Consider the following 26,009-nt stretch of genomic DNA (forward strand, 5'->3'; position numbering starts at 1 on the left):
CTCGAAGAAGGTTTCTCACAAGGCTAGATCCTCAGGTGTGAATGTCATCTTGAATGAACGATAGGGAGCGAAGTCCTTCGGACTCAGACCCTGCATTTCTGTCAAACGTCCAATGTTCTTGACTGCCGCCACCGCCGAGGCGTCGAACGGGCCGTCTCCACTGGACTTGATCACGCTGACCGTAGTCACCGTACCATCAGGCAACATGCCGATACGCAGCTCCACTGTCATACCCTTGCGCGCCGAAGGAGGACGAGCCCAACCTTCTGCTGCACGAATACGAATCAGGTCGTCGAAACTGCCCGCGACGCTGTCACCGACTTCATCCGACTTCGTGGCCTCACGCTCCGGCTTGTCGGAAAGCAAGTCCGCCAGGGCCTGGGCCTTTTTCTCTTCGGCAGATTTACGTGCTGCTTCCTGGGCCTTTTTCTTCGCGGCGTCGGCGGCAGCCTTCTTCTTCGCGTCTTCGGCGATCTTTTTCTTCGCCTCGTCAGCTTCTGCTTTTTTCTTGGCGTCTTCCGCGGCTTTCTTCTTCGCGTCTTCGACGATTTTCTTCTTCGCTTCTTCAGCGGCCTTTTTCTTGGCCTCTTCTTCAGCGGCTTTCTTGGCTTCTTCCTCGGCTTTCTTCTTGGCTACATCGGCCAGTTGCTTCTCTTCGGCCTTTTTCGCCTCGGCGGCTTTCTTGGCCTCGTCAGCCTTTTTCGCCTCGTCGGCTTTCTTGGCCTCGTCGGCCTTCTTCGCTTCCGCGGCTTTTTGGGCAGCCTCTTCTTTCTTTTGTTCCGCAGCCTTGATCTCTTCCTGCTCGACCTTCTTCTGCTCCAACTGCTCGGCTTCGGTCTGGCGCGCGGCGGACTTCTTCGCCTCACCCGCAATCTTGTGATTGGTCTGGGTGGTCGCTGGACTCTTCGATTTCAGCTGATACAGGGTCGCCTGGACGATCGGCTTGGCCGGCGGCAGCTCTGGCGTCATGGCAAAGCTGACGAACAGCATGCCGAACACCAGAACATGAAGGGCAATTGCCCAGACGCTAGGCCAGAAGTAGCTTTCCGAAGCGGACGGCTCTCGCTGTTGCTGCATCAGGGCGCCTCGGTAATCAAGCCAACGTTGCCGACGCCAGCTTTCTGCAGGCCGCCCATGGCACCCATCACGGCGCCGTAGTCGACGGATTTATCCCCGCGAATGAACACCTGGGTGTGCTTGCCGCCTTCGTTACCGGCACGGATGATCTTGGTCACCGCGTCGGTCATCTGCGGCAAGGTCATTGCCTTGTCCTGTTGCTTGTCGGTATCGACTTCACTGCCAAGGTTCCAGTAGTAGGTCTTGTCAGCCTTGATCGAGATGGTCAGCACCTGGGTGTTGTTGTCCTGGGGCAAGGCTTCACTGGAAACCTTGGGCAGGTCGACTTTCACACCCTGGTTGAGCATCGGCGCGGTCACCATGAAGATGACCAGCAGTACCAACATCACGTCGATGTAGGGCACTACGTTCATCTCGGCAACCGGCTTGCGTTTGTGGCGAACTCGGGCCATTGGGTCTACCTGCTCACTCTTCGCTGGTGTGCACTTTACGGTGCAGGATCGCCTGGAATTCGTCGGCGAAGGTGTAGTAACGGCTGATCAGCGTCTCGCCACGGGCGGAGAAACGGTTGTAGGCGATCACTGCCGGGATGGCCGCGAACAAGCCGATGGCAGTCGCTACCAGGGCTTCGGCGATACCCGGGGCCACGGTGGCCAGGGTCGCCTGCTGTGCGGAAGCCAGGCCGCGGAAGGAGTTCATGATCCCCCACACGGTACCGAACAGACCGATGTACGGGCTGACCGAGCCCACAGTGGCCAGGAACGGCAGGCTCTGCTCGAGCTTCTCTTCTTCACGGGAGATCGCTACGCGCATCGCACGAGCCACGCCTTCCATCACGGCCTCGGGTTCGACGCCCGGCTGCTGGCGCAGGCGGGAGAACTCCTTGAAACCAGCACGGAAGATCTGCTCGACACCGGAGTCCGGGTCAGGGTTGCTGCCGGCCTGGCGGTACAGCTTGGACAAGTCGATACCGGACCAGAAGCGCTCCTCGAAGCTCTCCAGGGCACGTCGACCAGCGCGCAGCAGGTTGCTGCGCTGAAAGATCATGATCCATGAAGTCACCGATGCGGCCACCAGGGTCAGCATTACCAACTGCACTACAACGCTGGCATTGCTGACCAGGCTCCACATGGAGGAATGGTCGACGACGTTAGCTTCCACGCTTTATCTCCTGCTCTGAGTGTGTACCCGCGCTGCCCTCGTCGGCAAAGGCCGTACGCAGAGCGTCTGGAATAGCGCGGGGTTTGAAATTGTCGGCGCGCACACAAGCCACCAGGAACTGCCCCTCACAGAGCAGCACATTGTCCGAGAACCGCCTGACCTGCTGGGTGAAACGTAGGCTGGCCCGATTCAACTCGGTGACCTGGGCACTGACCAGAAGCTCATCGTCCAACCGCGCCGGCGAGTGATAACGCGCTTCGCTGGAATGCACGACGAATAACAGGTTCTCCCCCACCAACTGCGACTGGGCAAAGCCCAAATGTCGTAGCCGCTCGGTTCGAGCCCGCTCCATAAACTTAAGGTAATTAACGTAATACACGATACCGCCGGCATCGGTGTCCTCGTAATAAACGCGACAACGATGTGCGAACGGCTCAAGCCCGTTTTGCGCGCGCATACTCTAGTGCTTACTCCTCAGGTTGCCAATCCAGCCAAGCAACTGTTTTTTCATTCTTGAACGACTTTTCGTGCAGTTTTAACGATGTCCGCCCGTAGGACAGCACAAACCCCGATTAAGTCGGTGCAAAGCGAGCGATCAATCGTCCATGGCATCGAGGAATTCGTCTACCGCGGGCATGTCTCCCAATCGTGACGGAATATTTAGCCCGAAATGCAGGTACGCATGTCGGGTCACCACTCTCCCACGAGGGGTTCGCATGATGTAGCCCTGCTGGATCAGGTACGGTTCCAGCACATCCTCGATGGTATGACGCTCTTCACTGATCGCCGCGGCCAGGCTGTCGACCCCGACCGGACCGCCGTCGAACTTCTCGATCATGGTCAACAATAGACGCCGGTCCTGATGGTCAAAGCCACGTTCGTCGACATCCAGCAGATTCAATGCCAGGTCGGCAACAGCCTTGGTGATGTGCCCCTTGGCCCGGACTTCAGCGAAATCACGCACCCGGCGCAAAAGACGGTTGGCGATCCGCGGCGTGCCCCTGGCTCGCCGGGCCACCTCGACGGCGCCTTCCGGGTCCAGCGGCAAGCCGAGGATGCCAGCGGAACGCCCAACGATGGTCGCAAGATCCGCAACGCTGTAGAACTCCAGGCGCTGGACGATACCGAAACGATCCCGCAGCGGGTTGGTCAGCATGCCCGCACGGGTCGTGGCTCCCACCAGGGTGAAAGGCGGCAGGTCCAGCTTGATCGAACGCGCCGCCGGCCCTTCGCCGATCATGATGTCGAGCTGGAAGTCCTCCATGGCCGGATACAGCACTTCCTCGACGATCGGCGACAAACGATGAATCTCATCGATGAACAGCACATCGTGAGGCTCGAGATTGGTCAATAGCGCGGCCAGATCCCCGGGACGCTCCAAGACCGGTCCGGAGGTGCTCTTGATCGATACCCCCATTTCCTCTGCGATGATGTTGGCCAGGGTGGTCTTGCCCAACCCGGGAGGCCCGAAGATCAGCGTATGGTCCAGGGATTCGCTGCGCCCACGAGCCGCCTGGATAAACAGCTCCATCTGTTCGCGCACGCTGGGCTGGCCGATATAGTCGGCCAGGCTGACCGGACGAATCGCCCGGTCCTGGACTTCCTCGCGCTCACGGGGGCCCGTAGCGGCGATCAGACGATCTGCTTCTATCACTTAAATCATCCCCTTCAGGGCTCGGCGGATCATGTCTTCACTACTCAAGCCTTTTTCCTTGATCGCGGATACCGCCTTGCTGGCTTCCTGCGGCTTGTACCCCAGGGAGATCAGTGCACTGACCGCATCCGACTCGGCGCTGGCCACGGGCATCGGCGCATCCGGCTGGTTCGGCACCAGGGCGAACATGCTCGGCACCGCCTCCCAGGCCTTGAACCGATCCTTGAGCTCGACCAACAGGCGCTCGGCGGTTTTCTTGCCGACCCCCGGCACCTTGGTCAAGGCCGAGGTGTCCTGAGCTTGCACGCAGCGCACCAGCTCATCCACTTCAAGACTGGACATCAGGGCCAGGGCCAGCTTCGGCCCGACACCATTTAGACGGATCAACTCGCGAAAAAAGTCTCGCTCGCGCTTGCTGGCGAAACCGTAGAGTAACTGTGCGTCCTCACGCACGACCAAATGGGTGTGCAAGGTCAGGGGTTCGCCGACCGACGGCAGGCGATACAAGGTGGTCATGGGTACTTCGACTTCATAACCCAAGCCGTTGACATCGAGAATCAGGTGCGGCGGCTGTTTCTCAGCCAGGGTGCCGCGCAAGCGTCCAATCACGTATCGATCCTTAAGGCGATGGCCAGCACGGGGCTGGCGACTCACTGAACAAGGTCAGCGCCGATTACTCAGGCACATGACACCCGCTCCTAAAATGACTGCGCTGATGCTATCAGAGACGCAATCGACCGCCACGACTGCGTGCCGTTCCCAGGCCATGGGGCAACAAGCTGGAACGGGTATGGGAATGGCAAATGGCAATCGCCAGGGCGTCCGAAGCGTCGATCTGCGGCTTGGCTGTCAACTTGAGCAGATGCATGACCATCATCTGCACCTGCTCCTTATTGGCACCGCCAGTCCCCGCCACCGCCTGCTTCACCTGTGTCGCCGTGTATTCGGCAATCTCCAGCCCCTCTTCGGCCCCGGCGACGATGGCCGCCCCCCGAGCCTGCCCGAGCTTCAGGGCCGAATCGGCATTGCGCGCCATGAATACCTTCTCGATGCCCATGGTCACCGGGCCGTAGGTCTGGATCACCTCGCGAACCCCGCGATAAACGATCTGCAAGCGCTCATGCAGTTCGCCAGCGCCGGTACGAATGCAGCCGGAGGCCACATACACGCAACCACGCCCGGTGTCTTGAACCACGCCATAACCGGTAATGCGTGAACCGGGGTCGATGCCAAGAATTAGAGTCATAAGGCCTGCTGCTGAAATGAAAAGGCCGACCGTTCAGGAACGGAACGGCAAAAAAACGGAAGCCGGAGGCACCCTGCCGCGTAATGATCACGGCGTTGCGCATCCGGCTTCAAGAGCGGCGCTGCTGGATCAACCAAGCTGGGCGGCGACCGACTCCGGAATATCCGCATTGGAGTAGACGTTCTGCACGTCATCCAGGTCTTCCAGCATATCGATCAGCTTCAAGACCTTCTCGGCACCTTCCAGGTCCAGCTCGGCGCTGGTGGTGGGCAGCATGACGATTTCCGCATCGGCAGCCTTGAAACCAGCAGCTTCCAGGGCATTGCGCACGCCATAGAAACCAGCGAACGAGGTAAACACATCGACCGAACCGTCATCATTGCTGACCACGTCGTCGGCATCGGCCTCCATGGCCGCTTCCATCAATGCATCCTCGTCGACACCTTCGGCGAAGGTGAGCTGGCCCTTGCGCTCGAACAGGTAGGCTACCGAGCCATCGGTACCCAGGTTGCCGCCACACTTGCTGAAAGCATGACGAACAGCCGCCGCCGTACGGTTGCGATTGTCGGTCATGCATTCGACCATGACCGCTACACCATTGGGACCATAGCCCTCATAGGTCAGCTCGACCACATCGTCGCTACCGGCAGCACCAGTACCACGGGCGATGGCCCGGTCGATGATGTCGCGACTCATGTTGGCGCCCAGGGCCTTGTCCAGGGCCAGGCGCAGGCGTGGATTGGAACCGGGCTCGCCACCGCCCTGACGGGCCGCGACAGTCAGCTCACGAATCCACTTGGTGAAGATCTTGCCTCTCTTGGCATCCTGACGCTCTTTGCGGTGCTTGATGTTCGCCCACTTGGAATGACCTGCCATAACTTGCTCCAAATTCTCTTTGAAACATTGCCTGCACCACCACTAGGTGAACCGGCAACAAAAACGCTTCCCCATAGAAAAAGCGCACCCGAAGGTGCGCCTTGTCGGGCCGGCTTACTCAGCCTTGGGCTGTTCGCGCAAGCGGATATGCAGCTCGCGCAGGGCCTTGGCGTCCACCAAGCCGGGTGCCTGGGTCATGACGCAAGCCGCGCTCTGGGTTTTCGGGAAGGCGATCACTTCGCGAATCGACTGGGCGCCAGTCATCAGCATCACCAGGCGATCCAGGCCGAAGGCCAGGCCACCATGGGGTGGAGCGCCGTACTTCAGGGCGTCCAGCAGGAAGCCAAATTTCTCTTCCTGTTCCGCTTCATTGATACCCAGCAGGCGGAACACCGCTTGCTGCATTTCTTTACGGTGGATACGGATCGAACCGCCGCCGAGCTCAGTACCATTGAGGACCATGTCATAAGCACGCGACAGAGCACCAGCAGGGTTGGCCTCGAGTTCTTCAGGCGAGCACTTCGGCGCGGTGAACGGATGGTGCAGCGCAGTGAAGCTGCCATCGTCGTTCTCTTCGAACATCGGGAAGTCGACGACCCACATCGGCGCCCATTCGCAGGTCAGCAGGTTCAGGTCGTGGCCGAGCTTGATACGCAGCGCACCCAGGGCCTCGCTGACGATCTTGGCTTTGTCGGCGCCGAAGAACACGATGTCGCCATCGACGGCACCGACACGATCGAGGATCACGTTCAGGTTGGCTTCCGGAATGTTCTTGACGATTGGCGACTGCAGGCCCTCGACGCCCTTGGCCCGCTCGTTGACCTTGATGTACGCCAGGCCCTTGGCACCATAGATGCCGACGAACTTGGTGTAGTCGTCGATCTGCTTGCGCGGCATGCTCGCCCCGCCAGGTACGCGCAGGGCTGCGATACGGCATTTAGGGTCGTTGGCCGGGCCGCTGAATACCTTGAACTCCACTTCCTTGAGCTGGTCGGCAACGTCAACCAGTTCCAGGGGAATACGCAGGTCCGGCTTGTCCGATCCATAGCGACGCATGGCCTCCTCGAAGGTCATGTGCGGGAACTCGCCGAACTCCAGACCCAGCACTTCCTTGAACAGGTTGCGGATCATGTTCTCGGTCAGGCCCATGATGTCTTTTTCATCGAGGAAGCTGGTTTCGATGTCGATCTGGGTGAATTCAGGCTGACGGTCGGCGCGCAGGTCTTCGTCGCGGAAGCATTTGGCGATCTGGTAGTAACGATCGAAGCCGGCCACCATCAACAGTTGCTTGAACAGCTGAGGCGATTGCGGCAGGGCGAAGAAGCTGCCGGCATGGGTGCGGCTCGGTACCAGGTAGTCGCGGGCACCTTCAGGGGTGGCGCGGGTCAGGATCGGCGTCTCGACGTCCAGGAAGCCGTTCTCGTCGAGGAAACGACGGATGCTGGTGGTCATGCGCGAGCGCAGGCGCAGCTTCTCAGCCATTTCCGGACGGCGCAGGTCGATGAAGCGATAGCGCAAGCGGGTCTCTTCACCCACGTCGGAGTATTCGTTGAGCGGGAATGGCGGGGTTTCCGCCTCGTTCAAGACTTCCAGCTCATACCCCAGCACTTCGATCATGCCCGAGGCCATATTGGCGTTACCGGCACCTGCCGGACGCAGGCGTACCTTGCCGGTGATCTTGACTACATATTCACTGCGCACACGGTCGGCAGCGGCGAAGGTTTGCGCACGATCCGGATCGAACACCACCTGGGCCAGGCCTTCACGATCACGAATATCGAGGAAAATCACCCCGCCGTGGTCACGACGACGGTGGACCCATCCGCAAAGGGTTACTTCCTGACCTTCCAGGCCTTCGTTCAGTTGGCCGCAATAATGGCTGCGCATCATGGTAGTGGTTTCACTTCTCGTAATTCGAAATTCGATGGAGGCCTTGCGCACCCCTCGGGTGCCAGATAGTGCAAGAACTCGCGCGTGTCGTTCAACTTAGTCAGCTTTGTCGCCACCGGCCAGATTCTTCTTGGAGCCGGTCTTGAAGTCGGTTTCATACCAGCCGGTGCCACTGAGGCGGAAACCCGGCATGGATAGCATCTTTTTCAACTCAGGCGCCTGGCATGCAGGGCAATCGACCAGCGGCGCGGCGCTGATCTTTTGAATGGCTTCCAACTGATGGCCACAGGAAGCGCATTGGTAGTCGTACATCGGCATGGGGACGTCTCGGCAATCCAGATTACGGCTTGATACAGGCAGAGCCCATGCCAAGGCTCGGGCTACGTAGCAAAGAGCGGGATTATATCCATTAAATCGGCCCTGTGCAGCCGTATGCCCCGATAACGTACGCAGCCTAAGAGGCGAATGGCGCGATGAGCGCCATCCGCCATGAACGACCTAGGGATTTTCCAGCAGGGAGCGCAACATCCATGCAGTTTTTTCATGCACTTGCATGCGCTGGGTCAGCAGGTCCGCGGTAGGCTCATCGCTGACCTTGTCCAACAGAGGAAAGATACCGCGAGCCGTACGGGTCACTGCTTCCTGCCCGCTGACCAGTTGCTTGATCATTTCCTCCGCCGCCGGCACTCCCTCCTCCTCCTTGATGGAGGACAACCGGGCATAGATGGAATAGGCACCCGGGGCAGGAAAGCCCAACGCCCGGATACGCTCGGCGATCAGGTCGACCGCCAAGGCCAGTTCGTTGTATTGCTCTTCGAACATCAAGTGCAGGGTACGGAATTGCGGGCCGGTGACGTTCCAATGGAAATTATGGGTTTTCAGATACAACACGTAAGTGTCCGACAGTAGACGGGACAGACCATCGACGATGGACTTGCGATCTGCTTCGCTGATACCGATATCAATTGCCATGTTTCTCTCCGTTGACCAGATGAACCAATCCATTCAGCTGCCGGACCACTCTAGCAAGGACAGGACCTGCCTGCTGCCGCGCAGCCCGCGGCAGGTTGCCTCGTGACCAGGCCCATGGGTGAAGAATGGCCAGGGCTGAAACGGATCTGACCGCAAGAAAAATTCGCTGTTCCTTGGACGATCCAGCAACACCCCAAGAAACGGGCCTTTGCCTGATTGTCCGATCCATTTCCGACCACGGACGACGAGCCGCCTCGCGGAACAACGCGGCTGATTTGAGAAGGCCTGGGCTTTGCGGTTAAATAGAGCCCGTGTCGTTGTTGCCTATTTCTTCGGCCAGCGCGCATAGGCTGACACCGCGCACGAACCTGCCGCCTCATCTATTTTTTCAGAAGCGAACCGTGCGCGATCAGCTCTTCCTTGTGCTCCTTCTTAACGTGAGTTGATCAAAATGTTGAAGATTGTCCACTTGTTGACAGGACTTGCAGCCTTGCTGCTGTCCTTGATTCCGAGCCTTAGATCCGACGCGGTTCCCTACCTACAACAACCCGATGCTCTTTACCTGGCCCTTTTCGGCCTGCTCAACCTGGTCCTGGCCCCAGTTATTCCGCACTGGAACAAAGGCCCTCGCCATCACTTGCAGAACCTGGTCAGCGCCCTGCTGGTCCTGGTGGTCGTCCTGCAAACCCTCACCCTCCTGGCTCCGATGCCAGTGATCGGTGACCAGCCAGCTGTGCTGGTCAGCCTGCTGACTGCCCTGTTTGCAGTGGCGCTGCACCTGGCCGTGAGCTTCTACAAATCGTCACCCGCAGCTTCTTCTGCACCGGTCTACGACATGAGCAATCGTGATACGGGTACCGTGAAGTGGTTCAACACCTCTAAGGGCTTCGGCTTTATCTCCCGGGACTCCGGCGACGATATCTTCGTGCACTTTCGCGCCATTCGCGGAGAAGGCCATCGCGTCCTGGTAGAAGGCCAGCGCGTGGAGTTCTCGGTGATGAACCGTGACAAGGGCCTGCAAGCCGAAGATGTCATTGCTGCATTGCCCCGCCGCTGATCACAGGCCATAAAAAACCGCGCCAAGGCGCGGTTTTTTATGGCTCTGGCGACAACCCCGCCACCTTAATAATGAGGCGGCGGCGCATCTTCCTCAAAGACCCCGAATTGCCCAAGCATCTCCTCCTGGCGCTTGAGTAGCGCAGCCATCTGCAATTGCAGGCGCTCCACCCTCTTTTGCTGTGCCACCAGCTCATCATTCAAGGCTTGGATGGTGTCATCCTGGAACGCCAGGCGACTTTCCAGATCGGTTACGCGCTCTTCCAGCCCCATGCCTCAGTCCTCCAGAAACCGGAAATCATCGGTCAGCACCACTCGCAACCGTTCGCGGACCTGTTCGATCTGCTCTGCCGTGTAGGGTTTTGCCGGATGCTTGCCCCAAACCGGGGCCGGCCAGGCGGCATCGTCACGTTTACGTACGATCACATGCATGTGCAACTGGCTTACCACATTGCCCAAAGTCGCCACATTCAACTTGTCGGCATCGAACGAGTCCTTGAGCAGCTCGGCCAGGGCCGTGGTTTCCTGCCATAGCTGACGTTGATCCGTGACATCCAGTTGAAACAACTCGCTGATATCTTCGCGACGCGGCACCAGGATAAACCAAGGATAGTTTGCATCATTGGACAGCAGCAGCCGGCAAAGGGGGAAGTCCCCGATGAGTACTGTGTCTTGCTGCAGTCGTGAATCTAAAGTGAACACCGCGCTTACTCCCGCTCCGCTCATTCTTGCCTGGCGTCAAGTATTACTGACATGGACCAGGCGACAGAGACGCAGCATACCTGTGAACGCCTCACGCTTCATGACCAATGAGCCAGCGACCTCTCCTCAATTTGGCAAGGAGCCAGTTCATGCGGTCAATGCGCCCCAAAGCAGGACATTTTGCAAAGCCCTGCACCATTTGCCCACACCACTTCAGAGTCGCTCGCAAGGACACTCGCCAAGTCCTTGATAACCAGTGCCGTTTACGCACCTGACGGTATGAACAGGGGCAACGTCATCCAAAAGTTTTGCACCGAAATCGGACAACGGGTCTACGCTGAGTACCCCAAGCATCCGCCGTTTACTCACTTTGCAGTGTGCGTCGGTAACATTTTGTCTGGCTGTGCAACTTATTGCACACCACTGCCTCATGCAGGCAGCGACGTCAAGCCAAGCGAAAACTCATTCCGAGCGACGGTTTTATGCGGTTTTTACAGACTCCTTTACCGTCTGGAGCAAAAAACACTTGGTCATTTGGTTTTGTGCACGCTTGTTGCATCCAGCCCGACACCGTCTGCGAGGGATGAGCGAAAGTGAAACCTTAAAGACTCATGATAATAGCGGCAGGGCTGCCCAAAAGTACTTTGAAAGTGTTTGTCTGGAGGGCTCTTTCCCTCCTTGCAATCCTCCGAAGAGCACTATTGAAGTTGTCAGTCCGGATACATTCCGACTGAAGGATTGCGACACCGATCAAGCAATTTGCGACAGGGTCGTAAAGAAGCTGAAAGGATAGATAGGCAAGTATCGCCAATATTGTCAGCGTGATATAAGTTTGCGCCGACACAAAAAGAAAGAGCCGCCCAAATAAAAATACAGGTGGGACGGCAGTACTCTTCTAAAAACCAAAGGAGCAAATCACGATGCGCGTGATGAAGTGGAGCATGATCGCCCTGGCTGTATCTGCAGGGACCTCGCAGTTCGCAATCGCGTCTTCCCAAGACGACTCGAAAGGCTTTTTCGAAGATCAGAGCCTGAAGTCCAAGACTCGTCTGGAATACATGAACCGCGACTACAAGAACGGTGCCGGTAACATCGCCAAGCCCGGTGGTGGCTACAAGAGCGGCTATCGCCAGGACACCGGCATCAGTGAACTGCTGACCTACGAATCGGGCTTCACCCAAGGCACCGTGGGTGTCGGTGTGGACGCCATGGCCATGGGCGCAGCCCGCCTGGACGGCGGTTCAGGCCGTGCCGGCAACGGTCTGTTCGCAGTCAATGGCGACGGCCAACCGGAAAAGACCCAGTCCAAGACCGGTGCCGCCATCAAGTTCCGCATCTCCGACACCACCCTCAAGTACGGTCGTCAGTTCGTCGCCAGCCCGGTATTCGCCACTGACGATAGCCGCCTGTTGCCGGAAGTGGCCGAAGGTACCCTGATCACCAGCAAGGAAATCAAGGGCCTGGAACTGAATGCTGGTCGCTTCACCGCACTGAGCAAGCAGACCGGTATGGGCAAGGACAGCATCGGTGGCGTTGCTGACGAGAATGGCAACGGCGCCAAAGGCCTGCCTTCGGCGAACATCTTCGGCGCAACCTATGCCTTCACCGACAACTTCACCGGCACCCTGGCAGCCTCCAAGGTCGACCAGTACTTCAAGAAGCAGTACATCAACCTGAACTACACCTTGCCGATCGCTGAATCGCAGTCCTTGAACTTCGACTTCAACGGCTACAAGACCGAAGGCGACAAGCGTGGCGACCTGGTCGACATGATCGGCGACGGCCGCACGGGCGTGGATAACAAACTGTGGAGCCTGGCAGCAGCGTACAGCCTCGGCGCGCACAAGTTCACCCTGGCCCACCAGCGCTCCAGCGGCGACAACGGCTACTACTACGGCGTTGACGGTAACGGTACGGTCTTCGTGGCCAACTCCATCCAGATCTCCGACTTCGTGGGTCGCGATGAACGTTCCTGGCAAGCACGCTACGACCTGAACATGGCCACCTATGGCGTGCCAGGCCTGAGCTTCATGGCTCGCTACGTGACCGGTGACAACATCTCCACCAACAACGGCCTGGGCGAAGGTAAAGAGAAAGAGTTCAACTTCGAGACCAAGTACGTTCTCCAGGAAGGTCCAGCCAAGGATCTGTCCTTCCGCCTGCGTAGCGCGGTGTATCGCGTCAATAACGCATACAGCGGCTACCAGTCCGATAACAACGATGTACGTATCATCGTGGAGTACCCGCTGAGCATCTTGTAATTCGTTGCCCAGTTGCTTGCGCTAACGCGCAACTCCAATAAAAACCGTCGCCTTGATATCCCAGGGTGGCGGTTTTTTTATGCCATCAAAAGTGCAAGCTCTCATCCGCCACTACATAGCAAGCTAATAAATAACATGCTATCGGTAGTTGCCAAATAGCAGCCAATGGCTGCAGGCCTTAGTTCGTATCAGACGGATAAAAAACAAGGGGCCGATGGCCCCTTGTCTTGAACAGCACTAGTTGACCGAACGGCCAACTTATGAAGCCACCTTTATTACACGGCGGCTTCCTGAACCACACGAATCACTCGCTGTGGAAACGGGATATCGATACCCGCGGCCTTCAGGCGATCACGCGATAGTTCATTGAACTGGAACATCACATCCCAGTAGTCCGCCGTCTTGACCCACACCCGCAGCGACAAGGTAATCGCGCTGTCACCCAAAGTGGAGACCACCGCGACAGGCGCAGGGTCGGCCAGAACCCGATCATCCTTGGCCAGTTCCAGCAACACTTCACGGGCCTTCTGCAGATCAGCGTCATAATCCACGCCAACGTCGAACACCACCTTGCGGGTCGGTTGACGGTTGTAGTTGGTGATGATGCCGTTGGACAGGTTGCCGTTGGGCACGATCACCGTCTTGTTGTCACCCGTACGCAGGACCGTGTGGAAGATCTGGATGCTATCCACTGTCCCGCTGATACCCTGGGCTTCGATGAAATCACCCAGGCGAAACGGACGGAACAAGAGGATCAGCACTCCACCGGCGAAATTCGCCAGGCTGCCCTGCAAGGCCAGGCCAATAGCCAGGCCGGCGGCACCGATGGCGGCCACGAAGGAGGTGGTCTCGACACCGATCATCGAGGCGACACTGACGATCAGCAGCACCTTGAGCACGATATTGGCCAGGCTGCTGATGAACCCCTGCAAGGCCAGGTCGGCATTGCGCAACGCCAATAGCTTGCCCACCTTGTGAGTCAGCCTGTTGATCAACCACCAGCCAATGGCCAGGGTCACCACGGCCAGCAGCACCCGGCTGCCGTACTCCATGATCATGGGAATCCAGGCTTGGGAAGCCCGGACCAGGTTGTCTACTTCAGCGTTCAAGTCCATCTATTTCTCCAGGTTTCCGTGATTGCGCAGGATGCATGACTGACGGACAGAACGATCGGCTCCACTGGGAGCTCAATCGTTTCTGCCATTGCTCCGGCCTCGGACGCCAATAAGACCTAGAGGTTCCCGGAGAATCCAATCAATCGCGGAAGTTGTTGAACTGCAGCGGCATGCCGAATTCCTTGCCACGCAAGGCCGCGATCGCTTCTTGCAAGTCGTCGCGCTTCTTGCCGGTCACCCGTACTTGCTCGCCCTGGATCGCAGCCTGCACCTTGAGCTTGGCGTCCTTGATGTGAGCGACGATTTTCTTCGCCAGTTCCTTGTCGATCCCTTCCTTGAGCACCGCTTCCTGCTTCATCACCTTGCCCGAGGCATAGGCGTCCTTGACCTCCAGGCACTGCACATCGATCTTGCGCTTGACCAGGGCCAGCTTGAGGATCTCGATCATCGCTTCCAGCTGGAACTCGGCCTCGGCGGTCAGGTTGACGGTCAGTTCCTTGTCCTTGAACTCGAAACTGCCCTTGCCCTTCAAGTCATAGCGGCGGTCCAGTTCCTTGACGGCGTTTTCCACCGCATTGGTGACTTCGTGCTTGTCCAGTTCGGATACCACGTCAAACGACGGCATGTATTCTCTCCAAATAAAAAGGGGCGCCGTTCAGAACATCGAACACGCCCGGCTTGCGGTTAAAATCCGCGCTCATTATAACGGGTCTTTCCCCTCCTTCACCGCACGCGCCCTCAGGGCCTGCCCCAACAGGGTCGAAACTTCATGTCCACCACCTGGCACATTCTCGGCGCCGGCAGCCTAGGCACCCTCTGGGCTACACGCCTGGCACGCGCCGGGCTACCGGTGCGCCTGCTCCTGCGCGACCGGACCCGCCTGCAGGCCTACCAGGCAGCAGGCGGCCTGACCCTGATCGAGCAGGGCCAGAGCAGCCTGCATCCGATTCCCGGCGAGACCTGCGACAGCCCGCAGCCGATCCACCGCTTGCTGCTGGCCTGCAAGGCCTACGACGCCGAAGCCGCCGTGGCCAGCATCGCCAAGCGCCTGGCGCCCGGAGCTGAATTGATCCTGCTGCAAAATGGCCTCGGCAGCCAGGATGCCGTGGCCGCCAAGGTACCTGAAGCCCGTTGCATCGCCGCCTCCAGTACCGAGGGAGCCTTTCGCGATGGCGATTGGCGCGTAGTCTTTGCAGGCCACGGCTATACGTGGCTCGGCGATACCGCCCACCCTGGCGCTCCCATTTGGCTGGACGAACTGGCAGCCAGCGGCATTCCCCATGAATGGACGACCCAGATCCTGACGCGACTGTGGCGCAAACTGGCACTTAACTGCGCGATCAACCCACTGACGGTGTTGCATGACTGTCGCAATGGCGGCCTGCAGCAACACCAGTGCGAGGTAGCCACCCTCTGCATCGAGCTGGGTGAACTGCTGCAATGTTGCGGGCAGCCGGATGCCGCGCGGGATTTGCAACAGGAAGTCGAACGAGTGATCCACGCCACCGCGGCCAATTTCTCATCCATGCACCAGGACGTCGCCAATCGGCGTCGAACCGAAATCAGCTACCTGCTTGGTTATGCCTGCAATGCAGCCGTGCGCCACCAACTGGCCCTGCCTCACCTGCAGCGGTTACAGCAAAGGCTCAAGGATCAGCTGCACTTGCACGGATTGCCCAGCGACTGAGCAGCGGCTACGCTGCCCACTTGCTCATTTCCAGCGATATAGCCGATGCCATTGCGCCAGCGCCTCGAAAACCTGCCGGTAGGTCAAAAGCTCCTCGCGGCCCTGCTTGTCCTGCTGACCACCGTCCTGCTGGTCGCCAACCTGACCTTCATCAGCGCCGCCTACTGGATTTCCCAGGAAAGCATGGCCCCCCAGGCCTTGCAGACCATCGGTCGGCTGGTCTCCAACCCGACCCTGTCGCTCCAGGCGCTGAATTCGCCCCAGGATGCAGAACGGCTTCTCAACGAGCTCGACAGCTACTCGCCCCTGCGGGCGGCGGCCATCTATGACGCCAACGGCCAGCGCATCGCCCAACTGCAACACGGCGATCGCCTCAAGCTGCCCGAGCGCTACCGGCATATCGAGGCCTGGCAACTGACTGAGTTTCGCAGCAACCAGGTGATCCCCCTGCCCCGTCCGGACCAAGCCCCAGGGCACCTGTTGCTGGTGGCCACCAGCGAACTGCCGATGGCCTTCTACACCGGCACCCTGACCGCCAGCCTGGGTATCCTGATCTTCAGCGTGCTGCTATGGCTGATCATCGCCCGGCAGATCAAGCGCCTGATCACCCAGCCGATCCACCAGCTCGAGGAATTGTCGCGCCAGGTGACACGCGAGGAAAACTACGCACTGCGTGCAGCCCGCGGCAACCACGATGAAATCGGCAGCCTGGCGGAAGCCTTCAACACCATGCTGTCGCGAATCGAGGCCAGGGAACAGCAACTCAAGCGCGCCCGGGATGACTCCCAGGCCGCCTACGACCAGGCCCAGGGGCTGGCTGAGGAAACCCGGCACACCAACCGCAAGCTGGAATTGGAAGTCCAGGTACGTAGCAAGATCGAGAAGAAGCTCACCGGCTTCCAGAACTATCTCAACAGCATTATCGACTCCATGCCCTCGGCACTGATCGCCCTGGACGAGCAGTTGTACGTCACCCAATGGAACCAGGAAGCCAGCGCCCTGTCCGGGACCCGCCTGGACGAGGCCCTGAACCAGCCGATCTTCCTGGCCTTCGAACCGCTCAAGCCGTTCTTGCCGCAGCTCAAGGAAACGGTCGAGCAGCATACGGTGACCAAGGTCGAGCGAGTCACCTGGTTCAAGGACGACGAAGCCAAGCACTATGCCCTGACGTTCTATCCGTTGATGGGGGGAGCGGGTCGAGGCGTGGTGATCCGGATCGACGACATCACCCAGCGCCTGTCCCTGGAGGAAATGATGGTGCAGTCGGAGAAGATGCTCTCGGTCGGCGGCCTGGCTGCGGGCATGGCCCATGAAATCAACAACCCTTTGGGAGCGATCCTGCACAACGTGCAGAACATTCGTCGGCGATTGTCGCCCGAGCTGCCCAAAAACCTCGAATATGCACAACTAGTCGGCATTGAACTGCAAACGGTCAATCGCTACCTGGAAAGTCGCGAGGTTCCATTGCTACTCGACGGCATCCAGCAAGCTGGAGCCAGGGCCGCGAAGATCGTGACCCATATGCTCAGCTTCAGCCGTCGCAGCAACCGGCAGATGGCTCCCTGCGACCTGCCGGCGTTGATCGACCAGGCGGTAGAGATTGCCGGCAACGACTTCGACCTGGCGATCGGCTTCGACTTCAAGGGACAGGCCATCATCCGCCAGTTCGATCCGAGCCTCGGACCGGTCCCGGGCACCGCCAACGAGCTGGAGCAGGTGCTGCTCAACCTGCTCAAGAACGCAGCCCAGGCCATCCATCAGCGCGAAGACGACAGCGAGCCGGGGCGGATCATCCTGCGTACCCGGCTGAATCCACCCTGGGCAGAAATCCAGGTCGAAGACAACGGCGTCGGCATGAGCGAAAGCGTGCGCAAACGCACCTTCGAACCATTCTTCACCACCAAGGAAATCGGCCAGGGCACTGGCCTCGGCCTGTCGGTGTCGTACTTCATCATTACCAACAACCACAAGGGGCAGATGGAAGTGCAATCCACCCGGGGCCAAGGCACCTGTTTCACCTTGCGCCTGCCCCTGGCCGGCAGCCAGCCCCCAGTGCAAGCCCCTCTACCACTGGAGAACTAGACATGGGTTTTCGCCTGTCGAAGATTTACACCCGTACCGGCGACAAGGGTGAAACCGGCCTGGGGGACGGCCGCCGCGTCCCCAAGGACCATCCACGAATCGAGGCCATTGGCGAGGTCGATACCCTCAACAGCCAGCTGGGCCTGCTCCTGGCTGGCCTGGAAGAACAGTGTGCCGGCAAGCCGGGGCTCAAGGAGGTGATCGAGGTGTTGGCGCCCTGCCAGCATCGCTTGTTCGACCTGGGTGGAGAACTGGCAATGCCTGAGTATCAGGCACTCAATGCAATGGAAGTACAGCGCCTGGAAACAGCGATCGATGCCTGGAACGAAGAACTGGGCCCCCTGGAGAACTTCATTCTGCCCGGAGGATCGACCCTCATCGCCCAGGCCCACGTATGCCGTAGCCTGGCCCGTAGTGCCGAGCGCCGTTGCCAGCAACTCAATGCCATCGAACCGTTGCAAGGCGCAGCGCTGGCCTACATCAATCGCCTGTCGGACGTGCTATTCGTCGCGGCACGCCTGATCGCCAAGCGCCAGGGCATCGCCGAGATACTCTGGCAGGCCGCTGCCAAGCCTTGACCCATTGAGTTCTTCGCAACCGGCCGGTCGCAGCTTTTCAGCGACCGGCCCGTCTTGAAGGGCCTCGCTCAGTCCTGCGGCCAGAACGCACGGATTCCCGCAACGCCCTGGGCACCGCTTGCCCAGGCCTGCTCGCACTGTGCTGGCTCCACGCCACCCAGCAGATAAGCCGGCTTGTTGAAGCCATCGAGCAATTGCGCGGCCTGGTCCCAACCCAACGGCACGGCCTCAGGATGGGTCTGGGTCGCCTGCACGGGTGACAAGGTCACGAAATCCACATCCATCTGCTGCGCCAGGGACAGCTCCTCGGCGTTATGGCAAGAGGCAGCCAGCCAGCGCTCCTTGCCGAAAGGACGTCCGGCACTGGCGTACTTGCGCAGTTGCGCCGAAGTGATGTGCCAGCCCGCAGATGGGAAATCCCCCAACCACTCAAAGGGGCCCTTGAGCATCAACTGCGCCTTGCCGGCACACAAACCCACCGCATCCACTGCCAAATCACGGTATTGCGGATCGTAGCCCCCTGGGGCACGCAGCTGAATCAGCTTGCAGCCCTGGGCAATGGCCTTTTGCATGCCGCGTAACAGGGCAGGCGTTTCCAGGCCATCAGGGGTGATCAGGTAGCGCGATGGCAAACGGGCTGCTGCGACAATTGGCTGGTTGGCGGCAGGAAACTCGTAGTCGGCCAGCTCTCGCGGGCTGACCCAGGCCAGTGGCTGGCCTTCGGCGCCGTGCGCTTCGCCAGCAAACTCCGAAACCTCCCAGACATCCAGTAATACCTGCTTGTCAGGGTAATCGTGCTGCACCTTGATCAAGGGGCGGGCGCTTTGCACCTCGATACCCAGTTCTTCGTGCAGCTCACGCGCCAACGCGACCTGCACGGCCTCCCCGGCTTCGACCTTGCCTCCGGGAAACTCCCACAAGCCCCCTTGATGCTGAGTATCGGCACGTCGGGCAATCAGGATCTTGCCACTGGCATCCCGGATGACGGCCGCTGCCACATGTACTCGTTTCACCACGTTTTCCTCTGGTCCGGCGTTCGGCCGGCCCTGGCGGCCGGCCGTTGAAAAATGATGATCACCCTGCCCTGCAAGCCTCCAGGGCAGGCATACCCGGTATCAGGTACGGTATTCGGCGTTGATCTTCACGTATTCGTGGGACAGGTCGGTGGTCCAGATGGTTTCGCTGCAAGCACCCCGTCCCAGCTCGATACGGATGGTGATTTCTTCCTGCTGCATCACCGCTGCCCCTTGGGCTTCGGTGTAGCTGGCTGCCCGAGCGCCACGACTGGCGATGCAGACCTCACCGAGGAACACATCGATCTTGCTCACATCCAGCTCTGGAACGCCGGCACGGCCCACGGCTGCCAGGATGCGACCCCAATTCGGGTCGGAGGCGAACAGTGCAGTCTTGATCAGCGGCGAATGAGCCACGGTGTAGCCCACATCCAGGCATTCCTGATGGTTGCCGCCACCATTGACTTGGACGGTGACGAACTTGGTGGCGCCCTCGCCATCACGGACGATGGCCTGGGCCACCTCCATGCAGACTTCGAACACTGCCTGCTTCAGCGCGGCGAACAGCGGGCCTTTGGCCTCGGTGATTTCCGGCAGCTTGGCCTGGCCAGTGGCGATCAGCATGCAGCAGTCGTTGGTGGAGGTATCGCCATCAATGGTAATGCGGTTGAAGGATTTGTTGGCACCGTCCAGCAGCAGGTTTTGCAGAACGTCGCGGGAGACCTTGGCGTCGGTGGCGATGTAGCCAAGCATGGTCGCCATGTTCGGGCGGATCATTCCCGCACCCTTGCTGATCCCGGTGACGGTGATGGTCACACCGTCATGCTGGAACTGGCGGCTGGCACCCTTGGGCAGGGTGTCGGTGGTCATGATCCCGGTGGCGGCAGCGGCCCAGTTGTCCACGGACAGATCGTCCAGGGCGGCCTGCAATGCGCCTTCGATCTTCTCAACGGGCAACGGCTCGCCGATCACGCCGGTGGAATACGGCAGTACCGCACTGGCATCGACCCCGGCCAGCTCAGCCAGCTTGGCGCAGGTACGGCTGGCTGCCGCCAGGCCCGGCTCGCCGGTACCGGCGTTGGCGTTGCCAGTGTTGGTCAGCAAGTAACGTACTGGGCCCTGTACACGCTGCTTGGCCAGGATCACCGGTGCGGCGCAGAACGCATTGAGGGTGAACACCCCGGCCACCGTCGAGCCTTCAGCGCAACGCATGACCACCACATCCTTGCGCCCCGGGCGCTTGATACCAGCCGAGGCGATACCGAGTTCGAAACCGGCAACCGGGTGCAACGTTGGCAAAGGACCAAGACCAACAGCCATGAATGCGCTCCTCTCAAGATGGGTGCACCGTCGGCATGAAAGACGGTGCTGCAAATGGAAAAACGCCGCGACGGCTGATGCCGTCACGGCGTGGGTGTTTCAGTGTCTGGCGTGGATCTTAGTTGATCTGGCCGTGACAGTGTTTGTACTTCTTGCCCGAACCGCAGTAGCACAGTTCGTTGCGACCCAGCTTCTGTTCATTGCGTACCGGCGCGGAAGCCAGGGCCACGTCAACCTCGACGCCCTCTTCCAATGCTTCGGGCTGGTCCAGGCCTGGGGCCTCGGCGTGCTCGAACTGCATGCGACGAGCCAGGGACTCGGCTTCCTGGCGCAGGCGCGCCTCTTCCTCGGCCGGGTCTTCGCGACGCACCTGGACGTGGGACAACACCCGGATCGAGTCGCGCTTGATGGAATCCAGCAGCTCGGAGAACAGGGTGAAGGACTCGCGCTTGTACTCCTGCTTGGGGTTCTTCTGCGCATAACCACGCAGGTGGATGCCGTGGCGCAGGTGGTCCATGGTCGACAGGTGGTCTTTCCACAGGTCATCCAGGACTCGCAGCACGATCTGCTTCTCGAAGGTGCGCAGCGCTTCGGCGCCGGCCTGGTCTTCTTTCTCGTTGTACGCGGTGATCAGCTCGTTGAGCAGCTTCTCACGCAGGGTTTCCTCGTACAGGTGATCGTCTTCGTCGAGCCATTGCTGGATCGGCAGGCTCACACCGAAATCGCTCTGGAGCGCAGCTTCCAGGCCTGCCACATCCCACTGCTCAGGCAGCGACTGTGGAGGAATGTGGGCACTGACGGTGGCGCTCAGCACGTCCTGGCGGAAGTCGGCGATGGTCTCGCCGATGTTGTCCGCAGCCAGCAGCGTGTTGCGCATGTGGTAGATCACCTTGCGCTGCTCGTTGTTGACGTCGTCGAACTCCAGCAGTTGCTTGCGGATGTCGAAGTTGCGGCCTTCGACCTTGCGCTGGGCCTTTTCGATGGCGTTGGTCACCATACGGTGCTCGATCGCCTCGCCGGATTGCATGCCCAGGGCCTTCATGAAGTTCTTCACCCGATCGGAGGCGAAGATGCGCATCAGGCTGTCTTCCAGCGACAGGTAGAAGCGGCTGGAGCCGGCATCACCCTGGCGACCGGCACGACCACGCAACTGGTTGTCGATACGACGCGACTCATGGCGCTCGGAAGCGATGACCTGCAGGCCGCCGGATTCCAGGACCTGCTGGTGGCGTTTCTGCCAGTCGGCCTTGATCTGGGCAATCTGCTCGGGAGTCGGGTCCTCCAGGGAGGCGACTTCCACTTCCCAGTTGCCGCCCAGCAGGATGTCGGTGCCACGACCGGCCATGTTGGTGGCGATGGTCAGGGCGCCAGGGCGACCCGCCTGGGCAATGATCTCGGCTTCTTTTTCGTGGAACTTGGCGTTCAGGACCTTGTGCTCGATGCCTTCCTTGTTGAGCAGGTTGGACATGTGCTCGGAGGTCTCGATGGTGGCGGTACCCACCAGCACCGGACGGCCCTGGGTCATGCAGTCCTTGATGTCGCTGATGATCGCGGCGTACTTCTCGTCCGCGGTCAGGAACACCAGGTCGTTGTAGTCCTTGCGCGCCAGCGGCTTGTTCGGCGGGATCACCATCACCTGCAGGCCGTAGATCTGATGGAACTCGAACGCCTCGGTATCGGCGGTACCGGTCATGCCGGACAGCTTGGTGTACAGGCGGAAGTAGTTCTGGAAGGTGGTGGAGGCCAGGGTTTGGCTCTCGGCCTGGATATTGAGGTTTTCCTTGGCTTCGATGGCCTGGTGCAAGCCCTCGGAGAGGCGTCGACCCGGCATGGTACGGCCGGTGTGTTCGTCCACCAGGACCACCTGGCCATCCTGCACGATGTACTCGACGTTGCGGTTGAACAGCTTGTGCGCCCGCAGGCCGGCATAGACGTGGGTCAGGAGGCCCAGGTTATGGGCCGAGTACAGGCTCTCGCCCTCGGCCAGGAGGCCGACCTGAGTCAGCATCTCTTCGATGAACTGGTGACCGGCTTCGTTGAGCTCGACCTGACGGGTCTTCTCGTCGACGGTGAAGTGACCGGCCTTGGTGACCTGGCCTTCCACTTCCTCGATGTGCTGTACCAGGCGCGGGATCAGCTTGTTGATCTCGGTGTACAGGCGGGAACTGTCCTCGGCCTGGCCAGAGATGATCAGCGGGGTACGGGCCTCGTCGATGAGGATCGAGTCGACTTCGTCGATCACGGCAAAATTGAGCTCGCGCTGGAACTTCTCTTCCATGCTGAAAGCCATGTTGTCGCGCAGGTAGTCGAAACCGAATTCGTTGTTGGTGCCGTAGGTGATGTCGGCGGCGTAGGCGGCACGCTTCTCCTCCGGTGGCTGGAACGGCGTGACCACGCCGACGCTCAGGCCGAGGAATTCATACAGCGGGCGCATCCAGTTGGCGTCGCGGCGAGCCAGGTAGTCGTTCACCGTCACCACGTGCACGCCCTTGCCGGACAGTGCGTTGAGGTAGACGCCCAGGGTCGCCACCAGGGTCTTGCCCTCACCGGTGCGCATTTCGGCGATCTTGCCTTCGTGCAAGGTCATGCCACCGATCAGCTGCACGTCGAAGTGCCGCATCCCCATGATCCGCTTGCCGGCTTCACGGGCGACCGCAAAGGCTTCGGGCAGCAGTTTGTCGAGGGTTTCACCCTTGGCGATACGGGCCTTGAACTCTCCGGTCTTGGCACGCAATTGATCGTCCGAAAGGGCCACCATTTGCTCTTCGAAGGCATTGACGATCTGTACCGTCTTGAGCATGCGCTTGACTTCACGCTCGTTCTTGCTTCCAAAAAGTTTCTTTAACAAAGGCGCAAACATATCGGCAGGATCTTCCACACATAGGGTTGGAGGGCGGCCCCGTGAGTCGCCCGAGCAGCCCTCATGGCCGCATGCGAACGAGCATTCTACCCGGAAACGATGGTGAGGAAAGTGGCGTTATTCCACGATGCTGGCACAGCGCTTTGACGGGGCCCACCTAAAATAAGGGCTTTTCGTTGAACTTCAAGTGTATTCGCCACAGAAGTTGCTGATCACGATCAGCAAAAGGCAAGGAAACCGCCGGCGAGACGAAAAAAATGCCAAGCCCGGTTTCCCGAGCGCTTTCTGCTACCATGGCCGCTCTGTAACTTCTGGTTTCTGATCATGGCATTTCGCCCCCTCGCGGCGCGCCCGCCCGCCGTCCTTCTGCGCGAAGCCAAGCCCCTGAAAGCCATACTGGGCCACGCCCAGCGCCTGGCACACCTGCAGCGCCTACTGGAAAGCCAACTCCAGCCGGCTGCTCGTGAACATTGCCATGTGGCCTCCTGGCGTGAGGGCAGCCTGCTGTTGATCGTCACCGACGGTCATTGGGCCACTCGCCTGCGCTACCAGCAAAAGCGCTTGCAACGCCAATTGCAGGAGTTCGAAGAGTTCGCCCGCCTGACACGCATCCTGTTCAAGGTCCAGCCTCCCACCGTCCAACGTAGTGCGGCCGGACACACCCTGGATCTGTCGAACAGCGCGGCGCAAACCATCCAGGCCACAGCCGAGGGCATTACCGACCCCAAGCTGCGCGCCGCCCTGGAGCGCCTGGCCAGCCACGCCAAGCAACGGGATTGACTCAACGACGCTTGCTGCCACCCAGCAACGACCCCATCAGGCCGCGTACCAACTGGCGCCCCAGCTGATTGGCTGCCTGGCGCATCGCCGACTTCAGTGCCTGGCCAGCTGCCGTCCCCAGGAACTCCCCGGCCCGATCGGCCAGGCTCGGCTCTTCGGCGACCGGTTTGCCAGGCGCCGCGTGGGCATCCGGAGCCAACTCCTTGCGCCCCATCAGCACCTCATAGGCCGACTCGCGATCGATAGGCTTGTCATAACGCCCCTGCAGCGGTGAGCTGGCGATCAGGGCCCTGCGCTCGGCGTCGCTCAGCGGCCCGATACGCGACTGGGGAGGCGCTACCAGCACGCGCTGGACCATTTCTGGCGTGCCCTTGTCCTGCAAGGTCCCCACCAGTGCCTCGCCAATGCCCAACTCGGTCAGTACCGCCAATGCATCGAAGGCAGGGTTGGGCCGGAAACCGTCGGCGACAGCCCGTAGCGACTTCTGCTCCTTGGCGGTGAATGCCCGCAAGCCATGCTGGATGCGCAAACCCAACTGAGCCAGCACATTGTCTGGCAGGTCGCCTGGCGATTGGGTCACGAAATACACCCCCACGCCCTTGGAGCGAATCAGGCGTACCACTTGCTCGAGCCGGTCCTGCAGGGCCTTGGGGGTACCGGCGAACAGCAGGTGCGCTTCATCGAAAAACAACGCCAGCAGCGGTTTCTCGGCATCGCCACGCTCCGGCAACTGCTCGAACAGTTCCGCCAGCAACCATAAAAGGAAGGTGGCATAGACCTTAGGTGCCTCATGCACCAGGCGGCTGGCATCGAGCAGATGGATGCGCCCGCGCCCGTCCGCGGCCGGCTGCAGTATGTCCTCCAGTTGCAATGCTGGTTCGCCGAACAGCGATTCGGCTCCCTGCTGCTCCAGGGTCGCCAGGCGTCGTAGCAGCGCCTGGCTGGAGCCGGTGGTCATCAAGGCTGCGTCCTCGCCCAATAGCTGCGGGTTGTCCTTGAGGTGATTGAGCAGTGCCTTGAGGTCCTTCAGGTCCAGCAACAACAGACCTTCGCGGTCCGCCACCTTGAACGCGGCATACAACGCCGACTGCTGGCTGTCGGTAAGTTCCAGCAAGCTGCCCAGCAACAGCGGGCCCATTTCACTCAGGGTGGTACGCAAGGGGTGGCCGGATTGCCCATGGACATCCCACAAGGTCACCGGGTAAGCCTGGGGCTGGTGGTTGAGCCAGGGCATCCCGGCAATCCGCTCGGCTACCTTGCCCTGGGGATTGCCCGCCGCCCCGAGACCACAAAGATCGCCCTTGATGTCTGCGGCAAACACCGCCACCCCCGCATCGCTGAAGGCCTCCGCCAGACGCTGCAGGGTGACGGTCTTGCCGGTACCGGTGGCACCGGCCACCAGGCCATGGCGGTTAGCCAGGCGCATGGCCTGGGCGATCGGCTGGCCGTCGAGGCCGGCACCGATGATGAGTTGCGATGAGTCAGGCATTTTGTCACCCCTGGTTAATCTTTGGCCTTACACGGTCGATATTAAGAAATGATGGATCAGAAGTATCTGAAATAAAGGTCAGGTAATTCCTTAGGGACAGATGGAGATATCAGCTTACTTATAACACCGCCTTTTCTGCGCGCCGTTCCAACCCGATGCCCTGGACTCAAAGACCTTAGCGGAACCCCAA

The 26,009-nt window shown here is 59.9% G+C and carries 25 protein-coding genes; 6 read left to right on the forward strand and 19 right to left on the reverse strand.

The features are described from left to right. Positions 1 to 15: 15 nt before the first annotated feature. The 11 genes from tolA to I9018_RS25225 form a co-directional block, all read right to left on the reverse strand. Positions 16 to 1,077 carry a cell envelope integrity protein TolA gene (gene tolA, locus I9018_RS25175; RefSeq protein ID WP_022640506.1) on the reverse strand — a complete coding sequence of 354 codons (1,062 nt, stop codon included), beginning with the start codon at positions 1,075 to 1,077 and terminating at the stop codon, positions 16 to 18. Continuing rightward, positions 1,077 to 1,529, reverse strand: coding sequence for a protein TolR (gene tolR / locus I9018_RS25180; RefSeq protein ID WP_022640507.1), 453 nt, complete (start codon positions 1,527 to 1,529; stop codon positions 1,077 to 1,079). Before tolR ends, tolA begins: the two co-directional genes overlap by 1 nt. A 13-nt stretch (positions 1,530 to 1,542) precedes the next feature. Next, a complete protein-coding gene (gene tolQ, locus I9018_RS25185; protein WP_022640508.1) occupies positions 1,543 to 2,238 on the reverse strand; it encodes a protein TolQ in 696 nt (231 codons plus the stop codon). After that, entirely contained in the window at positions 2,228 to 2,695 is a 468-nt protein-coding gene (gene ybgC / locus I9018_RS25190; RefSeq protein WP_068585259.1) for a tol-pal system-associated acyl-CoA thioesterase, read from the reverse strand. Before ybgC ends, tolQ begins: the two co-directional genes overlap by 11 nt. Positions 2,696 to 2,833: 138 nt before the next feature. Further along, a complete protein-coding gene (gene ruvB / locus I9018_RS25195) occupies positions 2,834 to 3,892 on the reverse strand; it encodes a Holliday junction branch migration DNA helicase RuvB (RefSeq protein ID WP_068585257.1) in 1,059 nt (352 codons plus the stop codon). Next, entirely contained in the window at positions 3,893 to 4,501 is a 609-nt protein-coding gene (ruvA, locus tag I9018_RS25200) for a Holliday junction branch migration protein RuvA (protein WP_068585253.1), read from the reverse strand. 112 nt (positions 4,502 to 4,613) lie between these two features. Continuing rightward, on the reverse strand, positions 4,614 to 5,138 hold the full coding sequence (ruvC, locus tag I9018_RS25205; protein WP_068585250.1) for a crossover junction endodeoxyribonuclease RuvC: 525 nt from the start codon (positions 5,136 to 5,138) through the stop codon (positions 4,614 to 4,616). 129 nt (positions 5,139 to 5,267) lie between these two features. After that, the gene (locus I9018_RS25210; protein ID WP_068585247.1) at positions 5,268 to 6,014 is read right to left on the reverse strand and encodes a YebC/PmpR family DNA-binding transcriptional regulator; all 747 of its coding nucleotides are present in this window, start codon (positions 6,012 to 6,014) and stop codon (positions 5,268 to 5,270) included. Between the two features lie 114 nt (positions 6,015 to 6,128). Then, entirely contained in the window at positions 6,129 to 7,904 is a 1,776-nt protein-coding gene (aspS, locus tag I9018_RS25215) for an aspartate--tRNA ligase (protein ID WP_068585245.1), read from the reverse strand. Positions 7,905 to 8,000: 96 nt separating this feature from the next. Continuing rightward, entirely contained in the window at positions 8,001 to 8,222 is a 222-nt protein-coding gene (locus I9018_RS25220) for a zinc ribbon domain-containing protein (RefSeq protein ID WP_010457489.1), read from the reverse strand. Between the two features lie 180 nt (positions 8,223 to 8,402). Beyond that, complete coding sequence (locus I9018_RS25225; RefSeq protein WP_068585242.1) at positions 8,403 to 8,876, reverse strand: Dps family protein; 474 nt, start codon at positions 8,874 to 8,876, stop codon at positions 8,403 to 8,405. A gap of 451 nt (positions 8,877 to 9,327) precedes the next feature. Here I9018_RS25225 and I9018_RS32755 point away from each other — a divergent pair, with 451 nt between their 5' ends. After that, positions 9,328 to 9,933, forward strand: a complete 606-nt coding sequence (locus I9018_RS32755; RefSeq protein WP_068585239.1) for a cold-shock protein — start codon at positions 9,328 to 9,330, stop codon at positions 9,931 to 9,933. 65 nt (positions 9,934 to 9,998) lie between these two features. Here I9018_RS32755 and I9018_RS25235 read toward each other — a convergent pair whose 3' ends face one another. Further along, positions 9,999 to 10,205, reverse strand: coding sequence for a SlyX family protein (locus I9018_RS25235; RefSeq protein WP_241107824.1), 207 nt, complete (start codon positions 10,203 to 10,205; stop codon positions 9,999 to 10,001). A 3-nt stretch (positions 10,206 to 10,208) separates the two neighbouring features. Beyond that, a complete protein-coding gene (locus I9018_RS25240) occupies positions 10,209 to 10,634 on the reverse strand; it encodes an HIT domain-containing protein (RefSeq protein ID WP_068585233.1) in 426 nt (141 codons plus the stop codon). Between the two features lie 920 nt (positions 10,635 to 11,554). Here I9018_RS25240 and I9018_RS25245 point away from each other — a divergent pair. After that, entirely contained in the window at positions 11,555 to 12,895 is a 1,341-nt protein-coding gene (locus I9018_RS25245) for an OprD family porin (protein WP_241107825.1), read from the forward strand. A gap of 275 nt (positions 12,896 to 13,170) precedes the next feature. Here I9018_RS25245 and I9018_RS25250 read toward each other — a convergent pair whose 3' ends face one another. Continuing rightward, a complete protein-coding gene (locus I9018_RS25250) occupies positions 13,171 to 14,010 on the reverse strand; it encodes a mechanosensitive ion channel domain-containing protein (protein WP_068585227.1) in 840 nt (279 codons plus the stop codon). 139 nt (positions 14,011 to 14,149) lie between these two features. Continuing rightward, on the reverse strand, positions 14,150 to 14,635 hold the full coding sequence (locus tag I9018_RS25255; protein WP_068585224.1) for a YajQ family cyclic di-GMP-binding protein: 486 nt from the start codon (positions 14,633 to 14,635) through the stop codon (positions 14,150 to 14,152). Positions 14,636 to 14,779: 144 nt separating this feature from the next. On the opposite strand from I9018_RS25255, the gene I9018_RS25260 reads away from it, so the two are divergent. From I9018_RS25260 to I9018_RS25270, 3 genes are read left to right on the forward strand one after another with little or no spacing between them, the layout of a single operon-like run. Then, positions 14,780 to 15,697, forward strand: a complete 918-nt coding sequence (locus tag I9018_RS25260) for a putative 2-dehydropantoate 2-reductase (protein ID WP_241107826.1) — start codon at positions 14,780 to 14,782, stop codon at positions 15,695 to 15,697. Between the two features lie 45 nt (positions 15,698 to 15,742). Beyond that, positions 15,743 to 17,779 carry a HAMP domain-containing sensor histidine kinase gene (locus I9018_RS25265; protein WP_241107827.1) on the forward strand — a complete coding sequence of 679 codons (2,037 nt, stop codon included), beginning with the start codon at positions 15,743 to 15,745 and terminating at the stop codon, positions 17,777 to 17,779. Positions 17,780 to 17,781: 2 nt separating this feature from the next. Further along, a complete protein-coding gene (locus I9018_RS25270; protein WP_241107828.1) occupies positions 17,782 to 18,357 on the forward strand; it encodes a cob(I)yrinic acid a,c-diamide adenosyltransferase in 576 nt (191 codons plus the stop codon). A gap of 68 nt (positions 18,358 to 18,425) precedes the next feature. Here I9018_RS25270 and I9018_RS25275 read toward each other — a convergent pair whose 3' ends face one another. From I9018_RS25275 to secA, 3 genes are all read right to left on the reverse strand, one after another. After that, positions 18,426 to 19,370, reverse strand: a complete 945-nt coding sequence (locus tag I9018_RS25275) for a Nudix family hydrolase (protein ID WP_068585212.1) — start codon at positions 19,368 to 19,370, stop codon at positions 18,426 to 18,428. Between the two features lie 102 nt (positions 19,371 to 19,472). After that, the gene (gene argJ, locus I9018_RS25280) at positions 19,473 to 20,690 is read right to left on the reverse strand and encodes a bifunctional glutamate N-acetyltransferase/amino-acid acetyltransferase ArgJ (protein WP_068585209.1); all 1,218 of its coding nucleotides are present in this window, start codon (positions 20,688 to 20,690) and stop codon (positions 19,473 to 19,475) included. Positions 20,691 to 20,808: 118 nt separating this feature from the next. Continuing rightward, on the reverse strand, positions 20,809 to 23,550 hold the full coding sequence (gene secA, locus I9018_RS25285; protein ID WP_068585207.1) for a preprotein translocase subunit SecA: 2,742 nt from the start codon (positions 23,548 to 23,550) through the stop codon (positions 20,809 to 20,811). A gap of 324 nt (positions 23,551 to 23,874) precedes the next feature. On the opposite strand from secA, the gene I9018_RS25290 reads away from it, so the two are divergent. Beyond that, complete coding sequence (locus tag I9018_RS25290) at positions 23,875 to 24,330, forward strand: DciA family protein (RefSeq protein ID WP_241107829.1); 456 nt, start codon at positions 23,875 to 23,877, stop codon at positions 24,328 to 24,330. A gap of 1 nt (position 24,331) precedes the next feature. Here the strand turns inward: I9018_RS25290 and I9018_RS25295 are convergent, their stop codons facing one another. Beyond that, positions 24,332 to 25,819, reverse strand: coding sequence for a helicase HerA-like domain-containing protein (locus I9018_RS25295; protein ID WP_241107830.1), 1,488 nt, complete (start codon positions 25,817 to 25,819; stop codon positions 24,332 to 24,334). Positions 25,820 to 26,009: the final 190 nt, after the last annotated feature.

It is taken from the genome of Pseudomonas sp. MPFS, assembly GCF_022537035.1.
GTDB classification, from domain to species: domain Bacteria; phylum Pseudomonadota; class Gammaproteobacteria; order Pseudomonadales; family Pseudomonadaceae; genus Aquipseudomonas; species Aquipseudomonas sessilinigenes.

Bases quoted from the DNA above. Each gene is read 5' to 3' on its own strand.
- tolA (WP_022640506.1), bottom strand. From the start codon at position 1,077: ATGCAGCAACAGCGAGAGCCGTCCGCTTCGGAAAGCTACTTCTGGCCT.
- tolR (WP_022640507.1), bottom strand. From the start codon at position 1,529: ATGGCCCGAGTTCGCCACAAACGCAAGCCGGTTGCCGAGATGAACGTA.
- ybgC (WP_068585259.1), bottom strand. From the start codon at position 2,695: ATGCGCGCGCAAAACGGGCTTGAGCCGTTCGCACATCGTTGTCGCGTT.
- ruvC (WP_068585250.1), bottom strand. From the start codon at position 5,138: ATGACTCTAATTCTTGGCATCGACCCCGGTTCACGCATTACCGGTTAT.
- I9018_RS25210 (WP_068585247.1), bottom strand. From the start codon at position 6,014: ATGGCAGGTCATTCCAAGTGGGCGAACATCAAGCACCGCAAAGAGCGT.
- aspS (WP_068585245.1), bottom strand. From the start codon at position 7,904: ATGATGCGCAGCCATTATTGCGGCCAACTGAACGAAGGCCTGGAAGGT.
- I9018_RS25220 (WP_010457489.1), bottom strand. From the start codon at position 8,222: ATGCCGATGTACGACTACCAATGCGCTTCCTGTGGCCATCAGTTGGAA.
- I9018_RS25225 (WP_068585242.1), bottom strand. From the start codon at position 8,876: ATGGCAATTGATATCGGTATCAGCGAAGCAGATCGCAAGTCCATCGTC.
- I9018_RS32755 (WP_068585239.1), top strand. From the start codon at position 9,328: ATGTTGAAGATTGTCCACTTGTTGACAGGACTTGCAGCCTTGCTGCTG.
- I9018_RS25235 (WP_241107824.1), bottom strand. From the start codon at position 10,205: ATGGGGCTGGAAGAGCGCGTAACCGATCTGGAAAGTCGCCTGGCGTTC.
- I9018_RS25245 (WP_241107825.1), top strand. From the start codon at position 11,555: ATGCGCGTGATGAAGTGGAGCATGATCGCCCTGGCTGTATCTGCAGGG.
- I9018_RS25250 (WP_068585227.1), bottom strand. From the start codon at position 14,010: ATGGACTTGAACGCTGAAGTAGACAACCTGGTCCGGGCTTCCCAAGCC.
- I9018_RS25255 (WP_068585224.1), bottom strand. From the start codon at position 14,635: ATGCCGTCGTTTGACGTGGTATCCGAACTGGACAAGCACGAAGTCACC.
- I9018_RS25260 (WP_241107826.1), top strand. From the start codon at position 14,780: ATGTCCACCACCTGGCACATTCTCGGCGCCGGCAGCCTAGGCACCCTC.
- I9018_RS25265 (WP_241107827.1), top strand. From the start codon at position 15,743: ATGCCATTGCGCCAGCGCCTCGAAAACCTGCCGGTAGGTCAAAAGCTC.
- I9018_RS25270 (WP_241107828.1), top strand. From the start codon at position 17,782: ATGGGTTTTCGCCTGTCGAAGATTTACACCCGTACCGGCGACAAGGGT.
- argJ (WP_068585209.1), bottom strand. From the start codon at position 20,690: ATGGCTGTTGGTCTTGGTCCTTTGCCAACGTTGCACCCGGTTGCCGGT.
- secA (WP_068585207.1), bottom strand. From the start codon at position 23,550: ATGTTTGCGCCTTTGTTAAAGAAACTTTTTGGAAGCAAGAACGAGCGT.
- I9018_RS25290 (WP_241107829.1), top strand. From the start codon at position 23,875: ATGGCATTTCGCCCCCTCGCGGCGCGCCCGCCCGCCGTCCTTCTGCGC.
- I9018_RS25295 (WP_241107830.1), bottom strand. From the start codon at position 25,819: ATGCCTGACTCATCGCAACTCATCATCGGTGCCGGCCTCGACGGCCAG.